Below are 15,562 nucleotides of genomic sequence, written 5' to 3' on the forward strand. Positions count from 1 at the left end.
GCAACCGGCGGGGATTCACCGGCTGCCACAGCGCGAAGCCGTATTTCAGCGTCGGCGGTTATCGAGTTGGTGATAGAGCTCGGCGTATGCTTTTCCCATCCTGTCCGCTGTAAAGAGGCGAACGTAGCGATCGCGAGCAGCTCGCCCCCAGTTCACTGCCTCGACCGGCGAATCGACGACCTGGTTGATGGCTTCGGCAAGGCGTGCTGGATCGGAAGGCGGTACGACCAACCCGGTCTCGCCGGCTTTGTTCACGTAACTTGTTCCCGTTCCGATCTCGCAAGAGATCATCGGTTTGCCGCACATCGCAGCCTCAACGAGAGAAAGCCCGTAGGCCTCCGACCTCTGGTTTGACGGAAAAACGAACCCCAGGCAGTTGTGGAGGAGCGCCATCTTGTGCCGCTCGGCCACCTCGCCGAGGAAAATCACATTGTTGCGACGCAACGTCTTGGCCTGAAGCTTCAGGCGCTCTTCGATAGGCCCTGATCCGGCAATAACGATCTGGCACCTGACTTTGTCGGCCGCCTGAATCAGCACGTCCAGCCCCTTGTAATAGCGCAAGACGCCGACGAAGAGGACGAAAGGCTCCGTCACTGCCGCTTGGCACCATCTGTGGTCGGCTTCGGTCGGCGTGGGATAATCGGTTTCATTTATGCCGATTGGGATGATCGCCGATTTGCCCTCCAAGGCTCTGAGAACGGGGCTCGATTTCAAATAGTCCGGAGATGTCGCGACGATAGCGTCCACATCCCTGAGGAAGCGCAGCATCAGCGGCCGATAAAGAGGCAGCAAAAGCCTCTGTTTGACGATGTCGGAATGGTAGGTGACGACGGTCGGTTTGCCATGACGGGATTGAAAATGCACCATGTCCATGAGTGGCCATGGGAAATGGTAATGTATGAGGTCGGCTTTCCTGGCGAGCGCTCCGAACTTCCGAAAGACCTCGAACGAAAACCCGGTCGACGCCAGTTCGAAATCCAGCCTGGCTTTTCGGGCCATGTGCCCGTCGAGATGCTGCGTGTTCTCGTTCGGAGCACGGCTCAACGAGAGCACTTCGGTTTCGATGCCGCGGCTGGCGGTGCTTTGAGCGATGGCATGTATCGTCCGCTCCACCCCGCCAAAAGTATCGGGCCAGTATGTCTTGAAGAAATGCAGCACTTTCAAAGATTGGTCTTCCGTCTTCGCTCGATGGCCAGTTCAAAAATCTGAAGCATACCCTTGGCGTAATTCTCCCAGGTGAAACGCGCGGCATTTTTCTTCGCGTCCGCAGCGATCCCGTCTCGAAATTTCGCATCGACACAGAGCCGGTGAAATGCATCAGCAATTGCCGCGGGATTCTTCGGATCGACGAGCACGGCATTGTTCCCCGCGACTTCGGGCATTGACGAGGTGTTCGACGTCAGCACTGGCTTGCCGAAAGATTGGGCCTCGACGATCGGAAAACCAAACCCCTCATAAAGCGATGGCATCACGAGAAACAGGCAATTCGCATAGATCGTGGCGAGCGTCGCGTCGTCGACGAAACCGGTAAATTTGATGTTTGTCCCGAGGCCGCTACTGCGGACCTGGTCGGCCAAGCCCGTTTGTTTCCAGCCCTTCGCGCCGACCACGACCAGATCGCAGCCGGATTGGACAGTGGCCGGCAACAGACCGTAGGCTTTTATCAGATTGCTGAGGTTTTTGCGTGGCTCGATTGTACCGACAAAAAGCGCATAGGGCTTGACGATGCCGAGCGGTTCCAGGCTCCCAACATCACCGTGCGGCGGCAATGCCACCGTACCGGGGGCAACTGTCCTGACCGGCGATCTCAGCCAGGGGAATTCGTTCGTCACGGCAGTGGCGGTGGCCATCGAATCCGCGACCACGACATCAGCGGTCTTCAACGCGGGCTTCATCAGCAGGCGGTCACCCATCCAGGTCCGGGTTCGCATGGTCTGCGCAGCGTACAACCAGACGAGGTCGTGGATGGTGACCACCCGCCCGATCTCGCGGTCGAGCAGGAAGGGCAGGCGGTGCGATGGGCCCCAGAAGATCTCCACTTTGTCACGCGCGGCCCAGGAGGGCACCACGGCCTGTCCCCAGTAGGTTCGGGCAACAGAACCCTTGAAGTTGGCGGTCCGCACGGAAACGCCATGCGGAATATCGTAGTCTGCATTGATCTTGCCCGGTGCGTACAGAAAGACATCAGCGCCGAGGGCCGTCAGCGCTTTCACGGCATTGTGGACGAACCGCCCAATTCCGTCGGAGGCCGATCCTAAATTCCTGCCATCGATCCCGATTCTCAATCTTCTCTCCGGAAGCGAATTGAGCAGCGAATTGGGCAAAGGATTCCGGACATTTTTGCGGTGATAGCAGAGACAACGCTTCCAGGAGCGACCAGGCGACAACTCATTAGGAAAAAACGCCAATACACATTTCGCCGACTCCGTTGCTCAATAGTGGATGAAGTTTCCGCCGGGGGAAAACCGCTTGCGCCTCAGTCTGAGAATGGTAGATGCATGCGTATCAGGGTCCCAATTCGAGAGTACGCCGCTGCCAAAGCTGATTATCCAGATCCCTTGCTATAACGAGGCGGAAACGCTCGCGATAGCGCTGAATGATCTGCCGCGGACCGTTGCTGGTTTTGACTGCGTCGAATGGTTGATCATCGACGATGGAAGCAGCGACGAGACGGTGAGGGTTGCCGAGGAAAACGGCGTCGACCACATTGTGCGTCATACCAGCAATCGCGGTCTCGCCTATGCTTTCATGACTGGCATTGAGGCCTGCCTCGCGCGGGGCGCGGATGTCATCGTCAACACCGATGCCGACAATCAGTATAACGCGGCCGACCTGCCGGCGCTGACCCGGCCGGTTCTCCAAGGGCGTGCGGATATGGTCATCGGCTCCCGACCGATATCGGAGATAGAGCATTTCTCGCCGGTCAAGAAGCTTCTGCAGAAGATTGGCAGCTGGGTGGTTCGCGTCAGCAGCGGCACCGATGTCCAGGACGCCCCAAGCGGATTTCGCGCCATCTCGCGAAACGCGGCCCAGCGTCTTGCCGTGTTCAACAACTACACCTACACGCTGGAAACCATCATTCAGGCCGGTCGCAAGAATATGCGCGTGGTTTCGGTGCCGGTCCGCGTCAACGGCGACCTGCGGCCGTCGAGGCTGGTGAAGAGCATTCCGTCTTATCTGAAGCGCTCGATTTTCACGATCATCCGTATTTTCGTTATCTACCAGCCGGCCCGGTTCTTCGGCACGGTCGCGGCCATTCTTTTCGGCGTTGGTTTTCTGATCGGCCTGCGTTTTCTTTATTTCTTTCTGTTTGACGGAGGTAGCGGCCACATACAGTCGGTGATCCTGGCGGGTGCGCTCATGTCGATGGGCTTCCAGGCACTTCTGGTCGCCTTTCTGGCCGATGTGATAGCGGCCAACCGCAAGCTTCTCGAAGACATCCGCTATACGCAGCGCGCCACGCCAGGAGAGATCGCGCGGCTGCGCCCAAAGCGGCAGGAAAGCAGGCTGAACGGATGAAGGTAGCTGGCGGACAGGCAGAGGACGGCATCGTCATAGGCAACACCTATGACAAATACGGCACGCGGAACCTGATCGCACGTCGGATGGTCGCAGGATTCGACGGTGCCCTGTCCGGCCTGGTGGCAAAGGTCAGCCCCACCACCATCCACGAGGTCGGATGTGGAGAGGGCTATTGGGTCATGCGCTGGCTTGACCAGGCCATCGATGCGCGGGGTACCGATTTCTCCACGCAGGTTATCGGAATGGCAAAGGAAGAAGCCCGCGGGCGCGGTATGGATCCCGAGCGTTTTGAGGTACGCAGCATCTACGAGGTGATGCCCGAACAAGATGGCGCCGATCTTATCGTGTGTTGCGAGGTGATGGAGCACCTCGAGGAGCCGCAAAAGGCTTTGCAGGCACTGCAGCGCATTGCAAGATCGGACCTGATACTCAGCGTGCCTCGGGAGCCGCTTTGGCGTGCACTCAACCTGGCGCGCGGAAAATACGTATCTGCCCTGGGAAACACACCGGGCCATCTGCAGCACTGGTCGCAGCGTGGCTTCATCTCGCTCGTGTCGCGGTTCTTCGAGGTGGTTGAGGTTCTGTCGCCATTGCCCTGGACGATGCTTCATTGCCGCTCTAGGAAGGCAAAATGATAGTGCCAGTCCGTCCTTATGCAGGGTTCGGGCTGAACCGGTACCTTTTTGCATTGTGAAAAACATCCAAGGTATAGAAATTGGCTGACCAAGCGACCGAGGGAGTGCTTTCCCCATTCTTGAAGCGGCAGCGAATTGTCGCTGTTAGAGAATACATAAAAGGCCGCGTATTGGACGTCGGTTGTGGCAATGGTGCGTTGGCGGAGCTTGTTGACAGCCGGAACTATGTAGGGATCGACCTGGATCCGGTATCGATCGCGGCTGCTAGAAAGAAATATCCTTCGCATAAATTTGTCCAGGCGGAACATCTGGCCGTGGAGGTGTTCGACACCATTGCTGCTTTGGCGGTAATCGAGCACGTAAAGGATCCTCGCACTTTCTTGGCGACTTTGAAGTCGAACCTAGTGCGTGCCCCAGCGGCACGAATTGTCTGTACGACGCCTCATCCCTCAATGGATTGGGTCCATTGGGTAGGTTCTCGAATCGGTGTTTTCAGTCGAAGTGCGAACGAAGAGCATGAAGACCTGTTGGATAAAAAGAAGCTGTCGGATGCTGGACGCTCGGTAGGTTTAAAGATGGTTACCTACCGACGCTTTCTTTTTGGAGCGAATCAGGTTTTCTCGTTCACGCATGATGATCTATAAAACAATAGACAGGTTTGTTAGAGATAATATTAAAGCGCTTGGGTTCTTCTTGGCGTTCCTGGCTCTGCTTTTCGTTTTTAATAAGATAATATTGTATGGTAGTGAAATAAGTTTCCGAAACTTTGACACGCTGGATATAGTATTTCTAATATCTCTCTCACTTATATCAGGAATTTCGAGTATTCTACTTGCTTCCGGCTGGCGGGAAATTCTTGTTTATGTTGGTGTGGATCGACCATTTCGTTGGGCGGTGTGGGCTTACGCCACTTCACAACTGGCGAAATACGTTCCAGGAAATGTTTTCCAACTTGTCGGCAGACAGGCATTGGGGGTCGCCGCCGGTATCAGTAACGCCCCGCTTGCAAAGTCGTCCGTTTTGGAATTGCTGGTCATCGCAGCGTCTACGATTTTGTTTGTGCCCCTCGTGTCACCATTCGTGTTTCTAGATATTGGTTTGGCCACTAGCCTACCCCTATTTTTGATTCTTGCCGCAGCACTTCTCCTGCTGACAAGATGGTTATTCGGACCGATTCTCGCGAAGTCAGCGGCGTTCTACGCCTCTTATCTTGCTGTTTCTGGCGCAATCTTCGTTGCCGCCTACAGTCTTGCCGGTGGCTCGAGCGACCTTAGCCTCTATCCGGCGATAGCCGGTGCATATGTAATTGCTTGGCTTGCGGGGCTTTTAACTCCAGGCGCGCCGGCAGGTATCGGCGTTAGGGAAGCTGTTCTGCTCTTTCTGCTCGACGGGCTCAGCCCCAGCTCGGTCATTCTTCTGGCTGTGGTGATCGGACGAATGATCACTGTTCTGGGCGATCTTCTATTTTTTGTTGGCGGACTGATCGCCGGTCGACTGTGTGAGATAACCAATGAGCAAGGCTGAAGCCCCAAAAGGGAAAGCGCCAGCGATTCCTATCGACGTGCTCTATTGCGGCGAAACAAAAGACAGACGGTTAGTTTTTCGCTGTGCTAGACGTTTGAGCAATCTCAGGAGACGATAACAATGCTTAAGGCCGCTGCGCTCAAAATACCGCAGATCAGGAGGCTATGGCAGGATCGTGCCGATCTTTCGGCGCAACGTGATAGCCTGCTCCGGGAAAACCAGCAGTTGCGAGCGTCCAAGGAGCCGGGACCGGGCAGCGTATTCTTCCACTATAACTGCAGTTTCGATGCTATAGGCACCATGAATAGACACGCGCGGAGCGATCTGCAGCCCCACCCGTCCTACGTTACAAACTTTCTCGGCGTCAAAGTTTCACCTCGGTTTTTCCCGGGCATTCTCGATGGCAAGGCGGGAACCATCGAGCCGATACCTATCCCCGCCAACTGGCATGCAGACATAGCTGAATGGGCCGCAGCACTCAGGGCCGTTGACTTGGCCTCGGAACGCTTCCGCGTTGTGGAGTTGGGGTGCGGTTGGGGATGCTGGTTGAACAACACAGGCGCTGCCGCACGCAACAAGGGACTCACAGTCGAACTGATTGGCATCGAAGGAGATAGCGAGCATGTCGCCTATGCCCAGGAGGCAATGGCGGCCAACGACTTTTCGGAAGACGAATTTCGGATCATCCATGGTGTCGCAGCGCCTGAAAAAGGAGAAGCGCTCTTTCCGGTCGTCGAGAATGCCGGCGCATCCTGGGGCTCGGAACCGATCCTGAATGCGACGGCAGCACAGATCAAGGAAGCTTCGGCATCAGGGCAATATCAAAGACTTGATGCCTTCCCGCTGGCCGATATCGTCAGCGGCGAGCCGGTCGATCTCCTGCATATCGATATTCAGGGCGGCGAGGCAGATTTCGTCGAAGCGGCGATCAGCGACCTCAATAAATTCGTTCGCTACATCGTCATCGGCACGCACTCCCGCCAGATCGAAGGGCGAATCATGAGCACCTTTCTTAATGAAGGCTGGAAGCTCGAAATTGAGCGTCCCGCAATCATCGGATTGGTCGACGGGCGCCCACGAATTTCAGTCGACGGCGTCCAGGGTTGGCGGAACGCATCCTCCATCTGAGCTGCTAATTAGAACAAGGATTTGCACACGACGATTGCATGCCTTATTTGACCACCGACAGGGATTGAAGAAGAACGCCGAGCGTTCGAGTATCGGGACTCCCGTAAGATGCAGGAGAACGCAACTGGTCAACGCGGAAATCCAACTGCCCATTCTTCGCCAAACCCGCTCGTGGAAGTTCGACGGAAATCCGACCAGAGACGTTGCAGTAATTGTGACTTAACATCACTGTGGTTCCACTACTGATTTCGACTTCGGTGCAGGTATCTCCGGGCGCGAAAACCGAAAATGTAACGCTCAACCGCGCTCCGTCCGGAATGTCGGTCATGTCGACCAGGATTGATGCTTGCTTAACGCGAGACCATGTTCCGGCCGGTTCGGGCGGGTACCAGCTGCGTTCAACGAGATAGTTGCTGCCGATTTCCCCGCTCACGAAGCTCACTGGTTTGTCCAGATCTATTGGCGGTACCGTGTTCCAGACAGATAAGGTGCCCGCCGGATCGAGACCGTGAGCGAGCCGGATAACGGCGTAGTGCTTCATAAGGTCCGCATCATACCGATCCTCGGCATCGAGAGCTTTGGCGATGGGGGAGAGTTCTTGTTCACGCTCATTCGGGGCCGGCCAGTCGTGAGCCGACGACAGCAGATTAATATATGGGAGAACGACGGCATCGGCCTTGCCGCTCTCAAGAAACGCCTTCACCTTCATCGCGAACTCAGGCGCCACTTTTCCCTGTTCAAAGCCGATCATCTCGTCGGGCCAGTTGCTCATGGCGGACATGAGGTTCTTGTCTCCCCCTACGTTATAGGTTCGGATGTCCAGCTCACTTGCGACGTAATTGACGAGAAAGTCATTGCCGTAAGGCAGAAATGCGACCGTCTCGCCCCTATGAAAGTGCGGTTTCCACGATGCCACCTCAGTAGTCATCTCGTTGACTATGTCTCGAAAGCGTCGGTATCCATGCAGCGGTGTGGGGCTAGGTATGTTGAGGACCAGCAGAACCACGATCAGAGCTGCTCTGGCATCCATCGATAACTTGCCGCTTGCCAGAGTCAGCACGAAGATAGCCCAGCACCCGAACATCCCGAGTGCGGTCCAGCGATAACTGGCTCGCATGGTCCTGAAGCCAGGCAGATATTGAGAAATCCATGCATTTCCGCTTTCGACCCATCCATATGAAGCAGGCATTAATTGGCTGGCGCCGTCAGGGCGGTAGGTCAGAAATTTCACTGTCGGCCCAAGCGCCATATAGAAACCGACGATCGCAAATAGACCGAAGATCAATAGAGGGAATCTTTTGTCTCTGAGCGTGAGCGCGCCGTAAAGTGCTACGATTACGATCCCGGCGCAGAATGTCGAAATGAACGTCGACGCATCTCCGAAATAGTCATGCTCCGGCCGCGCAATGCTAAGACCAAGCAGGTCCGGGATCGCCAACACGTTCGATGTTGGTACAAAGAAGAATTCGAGGCTCGCGCCCCACCCTCGGAAAAAATCAATAGGTTGCGCGCCGAAGTCTGAAATTCCCACATAGAAGGCGTAAGCGGCGTAGGATGCAGCAAATGCAAGAGCGATGATGAAGGCGCGGTAGAGAAGATCTGTCCTTAGATCGCGACGGCGTCTGATCAGCGCGCAGCCAAACATCAAAGCAGTGCCGGAGGCAAACATCATGAACGTATAGCCGTCCATAAACACGGCCACAAAGGTAGCAACAACAAAGCCAAGACACGACCATACAGAGAGGCGATCAATCGAAACCTTCATGGCCGTGAGATAATAGAACGGCAGTAGCGCAATCCCAAGCGCTACTGCGGAGTAGCCATTGTGCTGCCAGACAACCGGAAACGTGCACCATAACAAGGCGCTGAATAGCGATGCCGGTCGTCCAGCCCCGACTGATCTCGCAAACCAGAATGCCCCTGCAAAGGCGGTCGCAAGCCACATGGCGAACACCGCTGCATAGGCGTTAACTGCAGATATCCCGATTTTCAACAACACTGCCGCGGGAAGCGCCGCGGACAGCCCAAAGGATATAGCTGCCGGCTGCGGAATTCCAAAATTATGCGCGTACAGAGACCCGTAGTTTGCGAAAGACTTCGAAAAACCTATAAGCCAGAACAGCTGCAATGTAGTAGGGCTCATATAGCCCGGAATCGCTCCATTCGCGGCAAGGACCAGCGGAAGAAGGACAACTCCCGCCAGAAAGGTTCTCAGGCTGTTCGACATGCGCTCTTTGATCACTTTACTTTGGGATTGTCACCAGATGGCATGAAAGACCAGTCAGAGCAATGACATGGCAGTAGGCCACTAATCATCAATGCTGCTAGGTACTCGCTGCCGAACTCTTCTTTTTCGAAAAACCTGTTAATTGCGGAATGGTTGGGCTTGTTCAATTCGCTTTGAGAGCGACGGCTCCGCTTCGGCCGGAAGCCCCCCTGTCCTCAAGAATAAGGTCGAGCAACTGCCTCGCGCTCTGAGCCCAGGTTAGCCAGGGCATATTGTCAGATCGGGGATGTTGCCCCGATTTGAAGAGCGTCAGCCACTCGCAAATAGAGTCAGCCAGATCCGCACCGGCCGATCCTACGAAATAGTAAGCGTGGTCGCCGGCGACCTCCCGGAATACCGAAATGTCGCGGGCGATGATCGGTAGCTTGTGCTGCGCCGCCTCGATCAGCGGCAGGCCGAAACCTTCGCCCTCGGAAGCGGCGACAAGACAGGCCGAGGCGGCATAAAGGCGTTCCAGATATTCGTCACTTACACTATTAAGCCAGAATAGGCGTTTACCATTTTCAGGATGGAGCCGCATTCGGTCGGCTACTACCTCGGTCATCCATCCCTGGTTGCCGATAATCGCCAGGTTCACAGATACTCCCTTGCCCCACAAAATATCAAAGGCGTCGAGAACCTGACCATAGCCCTTGCGCGGCTCAATGGTGCCGACCATCAGAAAGGTTGGGGTGCTCGCAATAGCATCAAGGATGCCGATGGCACTGTCGGGCAAGCCTCTGGTCGGATTGGACCGGCCGATATCGGCACCTAAATGGAAATGGCCGATTTCAGGTTTTTTGCTACCGGGCGGGAACTCCGCGGCGAAGAATTCTTCAACGTCGTCGGTCACAGCCTTCGATATCGTGACTAACTGATCGGCGACGACCAATGAGTTTACGAGCCACGCTCGATGGGTGTCGCTTCCGCCTGCCGGCCACCACTCAGGGTGTAGAACCGGGAGAATATCATAGATCAGAAACACGATTTTAACGCCGAACAAACGCATTTGGTGGAATGCCGGTGCAGCTTCTGTCGAACGGGTATCAGGATTAAGATCCAGCCCCAGGAAAATGTCGCCGGCGCAGAAAGTAACGGGTTCGTCCTCGAAGGCGTTCTCATCCCCGCCAACGAATTGCGCAGTGTAGCGCTTCGCATGGAAAAACTGGCCACCGCTCAAAAAGACCGGCTCGATGCGAAAGTCCCTATTCGGATGCGCAAACCATTCGTTTAAGACAGACCGAACTACTCGCTGGATGCCGGTGCGTAGGTCGAAAGTCCGCAGGTAGGTGATATCGATGAAAAGAGAGGCCCGCTCGCGTGTGACGGCTATACTCATGGAGATATCCGCGGCCAGTTCGGTCGGCTCAAGACCGTAGCCGTCATGCTGCGCCAACGCATCAATCAGCCCGCCAACCCCAGCATGATTTTTATGATAGCATTTTTCAATTGCTTCAGCATATCGGTCGGCACAGAGACGCGGGGTGTGATTGGCAAGCAGATAGGCTCGACCTTGTCGTCCGAGGCGCTCCCTTTCGTCTGTACTCTCACTGAGGCCATCTAGGGCCTCGCTCAACTCGATTTGGCCGAACCGATCCTTCACTTTGCGAACCGCGCGATCGTCGAGTTCAGCCGCTGAGCCGTTAGCATTTACGATCGTCGGCAGGCCCGCAGCCAAGCAGTCGAGAATAGCGGCCGAAGTCTCACCCCGCGAATTGCCGCGCAACTGGACGGCCATGTCCGCAGCGGCAAGATAGTCCCTATAAGTTTCCCGATTCGTCCAACCTGTGATCGAGACACGTCGTCCCGCCCCGCTGCCCCGAATTGCCGCTCGCAAGGATGCGTCGAATTCGTTCGGCGGCGACTCTCCGACGAAGACCAGCCTGCTATTTTTCATGCGGCCGAGCCGGGACGCAGCCCAAGCGGTAAGCAACTGATCACCCAGCTTGGTCGCCGTCAACATGCCGAAACTACAGGTGACGAACTCGTCGGGTGGGATCGATAGCCGCTTTCGCGCAGCGCTGCGACTCGGCAGATCCACAGGTGCGCGAAGCAAGGGAACATAGGACCATCGGCGCGCTGCCTCTTCGCCATAGTGTTCGAGCGCCAACTGCCTGGAATAATGGGAATGAGCAATGATCCCAAGAGAGTCGCGGATCAGTTCGAAATTGCAGGGATACCTCCAGGCGGTCTCAGCCGTGTCGTTCACGTGAAAGCGGTGTCTCACCGCCTCGAAACCGTGACTTTCATAAAGGCTGCGGCTCCATGCTCCGGGTACACCGCCGGAAAACTCAAGATGAGATTGAATTCCACTCAGAAAAAAATCATGTAGGACTACCACACCGGGGATTTGCTTCAACAAACCAAACATTTCTCCATGAAATGGGGAGTTGCCAAAGTGGTACAGAACGCGGGCATAACGGTGGGCGTTTTCAGCGAACCATGCACTTGTGTAGACGCGGCTGTTCGCGTTCACCCATGGATCATCGACGTGAGGCTGGTCAACGATGACATCGATTTCGTAGTGGCGTGCAAGTTCCGGCAACAATTCTGCGCTGTAATCCGCGATTCCGCTGCGGCTAGGCGGCAGCGGCGACAGGTAGGCCAGCCTTGGTCGACCCCGCGGCGTTGCTGGCAATTGGGCTGAGAGGCTGCGCGTGACATGAAGCTTTTCCAGGGAATTCAGAGCGGTACACGAAGTGGCATCCCATGAAAAAAGCTCTGCGCGATCAATGGCGTTGCTGACGAGCGCCGATCGGAAGTCGGCATCGCTCAGCGCTTCCTCCATACGGGCTGCCATATCTGGCACAGAGAACGGATCGAACAGCGCCCGTTCGAAGCCTATCACCTCCGGCACGCTCGATCTATTCGCCCCGATCACAGGCGCGCCGCATTTCATGGCCTCGAGAAGGGGGAGGCCGAAACCTTCATGCCACGAAGGGAAAACGAAGAGCGCGCACAGATTATAAAGCGCGACGAGGTCGTTCTCGGGGATGAAACCGGTGAGCACGAGGCCGTCGTCGGGCACTCCCGCTAGTCTTGCCATTTCCTGCAGTTCAGCCCGGGTGCTCTCTTCGACGGAGCAGACGATGGCGAGCTGGTGGCTCTTTCTTAGCTTTCTTGGAAGTTTGCCGAAGGCTCGGATCAGAGCGGGTATATTCTTGCGATGATCTATACCGCCAGTATACATTACGAACGGACGCGTGAGCCTATATTTGCTGCGCAAGGTATACTCCTGCGCCGCTTCGATCTGCATCGGCCGGAAGTTATTGTCCACCGCGGCTGAAATAGAGACAGCTTCTTCGTCGGAAAAATTGAGCCACTGAATTGCTTCCCGTCGCGAGGACTTTGAGATGGCGAGAAGCAGATTCGAGCGGCGCAAATGATCGAGTTTTGATTCGTACCACGAAGCAACGGCCGGGTTGGCGAGATAAGGATCGCGGTTGAGGAGCGGGATCAGATCGAACAGAATGGTCGCCACAGGGGCCGAGTTGGGAAGCAGTCCGATACTTGTCACAGCATCGTCCACACAGCCTTCAAATAGGCTGGACACCACGATGACATCTGGTTCGAGCGAGGCGAGAAAGGCTTCGCGCAAAAGCTCGGCCGCTTTGCGCCGTCCGGTATATTCCGGATGTAGGCCTGCGACTGACGCGGGTGCTACCCAAGTTCGGATGTTGGCCGCTGGCAATAGGCCGGAAAAATGCGTACGAATATCCGCAGCGGAATCTGGGAAGGTGCCGTTCAGGGCAAGAACGATCTCGTGCTCGCCGCGATTGCGAACTACTCCCTCAACGAAAGCCATAACATAACGACCGATGCCGCGCTTCGCATTGGTCGCCTGCGCGCCCTGCATATCGATGATGACGCGCATCATAAACTCTGTCGTTTCATACCAATCGCGCGCTTCAATTGGGCATGAATTCGGCGCCCGTGTGCCGACAGTCCACGCAACGACGGGTCGATCCCCATCAATTCGGCGGAGGATGATCCTGGCGGTGGAGCGGTTATGGGCGCTCCGGTGAGTCCGCGAGATGCCGCGAATAGACGCGCATGGGCAAGCAGTGCCGGGTTGGCCCTCAGCCAATCGATAGTGCGGGTGCGCAAACGCGGATGCTTCAGGACAAACCGCATCGCTTGCGTAGCAAATGGCCGAAACAGGTGCTTCGCACTGCTGACCGCCGCCCGCTTTAAGCCTGCTGCCTCGGAATGGAGCCGCCCAAGAATCCACGTCAGACCGCGCCTCGCTACGCTCTTATTCAGCCTAGCGATTTCTGCATCCCGCTCGGCCATGTGCCGTCGGAGGCGGGCGACTTCGGCATCCCGCTCGGCTAGGGACCTACCGAGGGAAGCTAGCGTGTCGGTGAGCGCAGTCTGTCCTGCTCTCATTAACTCCGATTGGGAGGCGAGGCTTTCGGTCAATTGCTGAAGCTGATCCGTGGTGGAGGACATCATTCCCTTGACTGCTTCCGAGTTCCTGGCGATCTCGTCGTCAGCGGAATGCAACCAACCTTTTATTTGTTCTACATCGGCGGGCATTTGCTGTGACGCAGTTTTCACAAACGCCGCAAGTGACTTGAGTTCTCCTGCCGCTGGTCCATCACGCTTTCTTGCGAGACAGGAATAGTCGCGCGCCACTTCGAACATGAGGTGAACGCTGCTCTCCATCGGCCCCGCTTCGATCATGGGCGCACCATTCAGCCGCAGAATCGCGGTTTCTGAGAAGCCGGCCTGCTCCACAAGAAATTCGAGCAGGCTCGGGGGCAGTGGGCTCTTGTGGGTCGGGTCGAGATGGAAAGTATGTGTAGCGACCGAGATATTCTCCGGATTAGGCGTTTCCAGAATAAGCACGCCATCATCAGTCAACACTCTCAGGCACTCATCCAGCAACTCGATTAAATAATCGGTCGAAACATGCTCGACCATGTGGAAGGCCGAAATGATAGCCACGCTGTCGTCCGCTTGCCCTCGAAGATATTCGATTGCGTCCTGAGGCTCGATTCTCAGTCCACGATCGACGGCTCCCTGCGCCATGCTTTCGTTGAAATCCACACCCACGGCAGTCAGGCCCGCCTCCGTGAGGATCTCCAGCCATTCGCCGCGTCCGCAGCCAAGATCGATCGCTAGATTCGGCGCATCCTCTCTTGCAGTTAGCTGAGTCAGTAGAGGCAGATAGATTTTCTGCCGTTCCTTGACGAGTTCCCGCGGCCCGCGGAACCGGTCTTCGAAGGTCTTGTACAGTTCATCAAAGCTCTTTTTCATCGGATGATTTCGAACGTATGGTCGAGACGGCTCGTTCCGATAAAGAAAGGGTGACTGGAATTGACGACTTCGAAAACCTCAACGTTTTCTATCCAGTCGAAATTGCTGTCGACGTGAACGCCTCCGGTGTGAAGAGAAACCGAAAGACCATATGAGCCCGGACCGAGAGCGCAGGAAAGGCGCAGGCGACACTCGACCTTGTCTCCAGCCTCCAGGTTCGAAAGTGCCTGCTTCGTATGCCAGGTGTTGGTTCCCCAAACAACGTGACCAGCACGGTCTCTAAGCATGAAACCCACAACTAGCTCCGGGATTGCCTCTTTCGCAACAATACTGGCTCGGATTGTCAGGCTCTGCCCGGAAAGCGCACTCTTGACCGGGGCTCCGCTGTCGCTGTCGGTCAATTCTATCGACTCAACCGTCGCCGCCTTATTGCCGCTTCGGGTGTACAGCCATTGGCCTTTTTCGCGGCGCTGCTCCACGGTCAGCTTTTCGTTCTCTTTAGTCGCTATCAGGGCATTGTAATAATCGATCACCTCGTCAGGCGGCCCGTCCTTCAGCACATGCCCCTTATCCAGCAGAATGACCCGGTCGCATAATGGTCTCACATCGTCTAGATTGTGGGTGACCAGAATAATCGAGGTGCCTGCCGCCCTGAAGCTGCGTATCCGGTCGAAGCTCTTGTGCTGGAAATAGCTGTCGCCAACCGAAAGCACTTCGTCGACGATCAGCACCTCCGGTCGCTCCGCAGTGGCTAGCGCAAAGGCCAGGCGCGCCTGCATGCCGCTCGAATAGGTTCGAAGCGGCTGGTCGAAGAACTCGCCTATCTCGGCGAAGTCCTCGATGTGAGGCATGAGCTCGGTCAACCGTGCCTGCGAGAGACCCATCAGCCCGCCAGCATGGAAAGCGTTCTGCCGTCCGGTGAATTCGGGATTGAAGCCGAGCCCGAGTTCCAGAATGGCGCTGACGCGGCCGCCGACATGCGCCACGCCTTCGGTCGGGCGCACCGTGCCGGTGATCAATTTCAGAAGCGTGCTCTTGCCGGCGCCGTTCTGCCCGATGAGGCCAAGCGCCTCTCCGGCCGCAAGCGAAAACGAGATGTCCCTGACCGGCCAGAATTCCTCCGTTGGCTTGACCGGCGCACCGAACCAGCCCGCGAACCTTTCGAGGTTGCTCGCATAATTCGCATAGCGCTTCGACAGATGGCTGACGGAAAGCATGGTCATGG

General features: G+C 56.2%; 11 protein-coding genes. 5 read left to right on the plus strand and 6 right to left on the minus strand.

The features are described from left to right. Positions 1-45: 45 nt before the first annotated feature. Both FJ953_RS12755 and FJ953_RS12760 read right to left on the minus strand, forming a co-directional pair. Positions 46-1,164: a glycosyltransferase gene (locus tag FJ953_RS12755; protein WP_140624481.1), complete on the minus strand. Its 1,119-nt coding sequence runs from the start codon at positions 1,162-1,164 to the stop codon at positions 46-48. Continuing rightward, complete coding sequence (locus tag FJ953_RS12760) at positions 1,161-2,285, minus strand: glycosyltransferase family 1 protein (protein ID WP_140624482.1); 1,125 nt, start codon at positions 2,283-2,285, stop codon at positions 1,161-1,163. Before FJ953_RS12760 ends, FJ953_RS12755 begins: the two co-directional genes overlap by 4 nt. 202 nt (positions 2,286-2,487) lie before the next feature. On the opposite strand from FJ953_RS12760, the gene FJ953_RS12765 reads away from it, so the two are divergent. The 5 genes from FJ953_RS12765 (at position 2,488) to FJ953_RS12785 (ending at position 6,809) form a co-directional block, all read left to right on the plus strand. Next, on the plus strand, positions 2,488-3,519 hold the full coding sequence (locus FJ953_RS12765; protein WP_140559486.1) for a glycosyltransferase family 2 protein: 1,032 nt from the start codon (positions 2,488-2,490) through the stop codon (positions 3,517-3,519). Next, positions 3,516-4,157 (plus strand): class I SAM-dependent methyltransferase, encoded by a 642-nt coding sequence (locus FJ953_RS12770; RefSeq protein WP_140559399.1) that lies wholly within the window; start codon positions 3,516-3,518, stop codon positions 4,155-4,157. Before FJ953_RS12765 ends, FJ953_RS12770 begins: the two co-directional genes overlap by 4 nt. 80 nt (positions 4,158-4,237) lie before the next feature. After that, positions 4,238-4,801 (plus strand): class I SAM-dependent methyltransferase, encoded by a 564-nt coding sequence (locus tag FJ953_RS12775; protein WP_140559400.1) that lies wholly within the window; start codon positions 4,238-4,240, stop codon positions 4,799-4,801. Next, complete coding sequence (locus FJ953_RS12780; RefSeq protein WP_140624483.1) at positions 4,788-5,681, plus strand: hypothetical protein; 894 nt, start codon at positions 4,788-4,790, stop codon at positions 5,679-5,681. Before FJ953_RS12775 ends, FJ953_RS12780 begins: the two co-directional genes overlap by 14 nt. Before the next feature lie 120 nt (positions 5,682-5,801). Continuing rightward, a complete protein-coding gene (locus tag FJ953_RS12785; RefSeq protein WP_140624484.1) occupies positions 5,802-6,809 on the plus strand; it encodes an FkbM family methyltransferase in 1,008 nt (335 codons plus the stop codon). Positions 6,810-6,852: 43 nt separating this feature from the next. Here FJ953_RS12785 and FJ953_RS12790 read toward each other — a convergent pair whose 3' ends face one another. The 4 genes from FJ953_RS12790 to FJ953_RS12805 form a co-directional block, all read right to left on the minus strand. Further along, a complete protein-coding gene (locus tag FJ953_RS12790) occupies positions 6,853-9,036 on the minus strand; it encodes a hypothetical protein (RefSeq protein WP_140624485.1) in 2,184 nt (727 codons plus the stop codon). Between the two features lie 163 nt (positions 9,037-9,199). After that, the gene (locus FJ953_RS12795; RefSeq protein WP_210242378.1) at positions 9,200-12,952 is read right to left on the minus strand and encodes a glycosyltransferase; all 3,753 of its coding nucleotides are present in this window, start codon (positions 12,950-12,952) and stop codon (positions 9,200-9,202) included. Continuing rightward, positions 12,949-14,337, minus strand: coding sequence for a methyltransferase domain-containing protein (locus FJ953_RS12800; protein WP_140559404.1), 1,389 nt, complete (start codon positions 14,335-14,337; stop codon positions 12,949-12,951). Before FJ953_RS12800 ends, FJ953_RS12795 begins: the two co-directional genes overlap by 4 nt. Further along, complete coding sequence (locus FJ953_RS12805; protein ID WP_140559405.1) at positions 14,334-15,560, minus strand: ABC transporter ATP-binding protein; 1,227 nt, start codon at positions 15,558-15,560, stop codon at positions 14,334-14,336. The genes FJ953_RS12800 and FJ953_RS12805 overlap by 4 nt, the downstream gene beginning before the upstream one ends. Between the last annotated feature and the right edge of the window lie 2 nt (positions 15,561-15,562).

Origin of the sequence: Mesorhizobium sp. B2-3-6 (genome assembly GCF_006442305.1) — a bacterium.
GTDB lineage: Bacteria > Pseudomonadota > Alphaproteobacteria > Rhizobiales > Rhizobiaceae > Mesorhizobium.

Excerpts from the sequence above, each read along its gene's own strand:
- FJ953_RS12765 (WP_140559486.1), top strand. The coding sequence starts at position 2,488 with ATGGTAGATGCATGCGTATCAGGGTCCCAATTCGAGAGTACGCCGCTG.
- FJ953_RS12770 (WP_140559399.1), top strand. The coding sequence starts at position 3,516 with ATGAAGGTAGCTGGCGGACAGGCAGAGGACGGCATCGTCATAGGCAAC.
- FJ953_RS12780 (WP_140624483.1), top strand. The coding sequence starts at position 4,788 with ATGATGATCTATAAAACAATAGACAGGTTTGTTAGAGATAATATTAAA.
- FJ953_RS12785 (WP_140624484.1), top strand. The coding sequence starts at position 5,802 with ATGCTTAAGGCCGCTGCGCTCAAAATACCGCAGATCAGGAGGCTATGG.
- FJ953_RS12790 (WP_140624485.1), bottom strand. The coding sequence starts at position 9,036 with ATGTCGAACAGCCTGAGAACCTTTCTGGCGGGAGTTGTCCTTCTTCCG.
- FJ953_RS12795 (WP_210242378.1), bottom strand. The coding sequence starts at position 12,952 with ATGATGCGCGTCATCATCGATATGCAGGGCGCGCAGGCGACCAATGCG.
- FJ953_RS12800 (WP_140559404.1), bottom strand. The coding sequence starts at position 14,337 with ATGAAAAAGAGCTTTGATGAACTGTACAAGACCTTCGAAGACCGGTTC.
- FJ953_RS12805 (WP_140559405.1), bottom strand. The coding sequence starts at position 15,560 with ATGACCATGCTTTCCGTCAGCCATCTGTCGAAGCGCTATGCGAATTAT.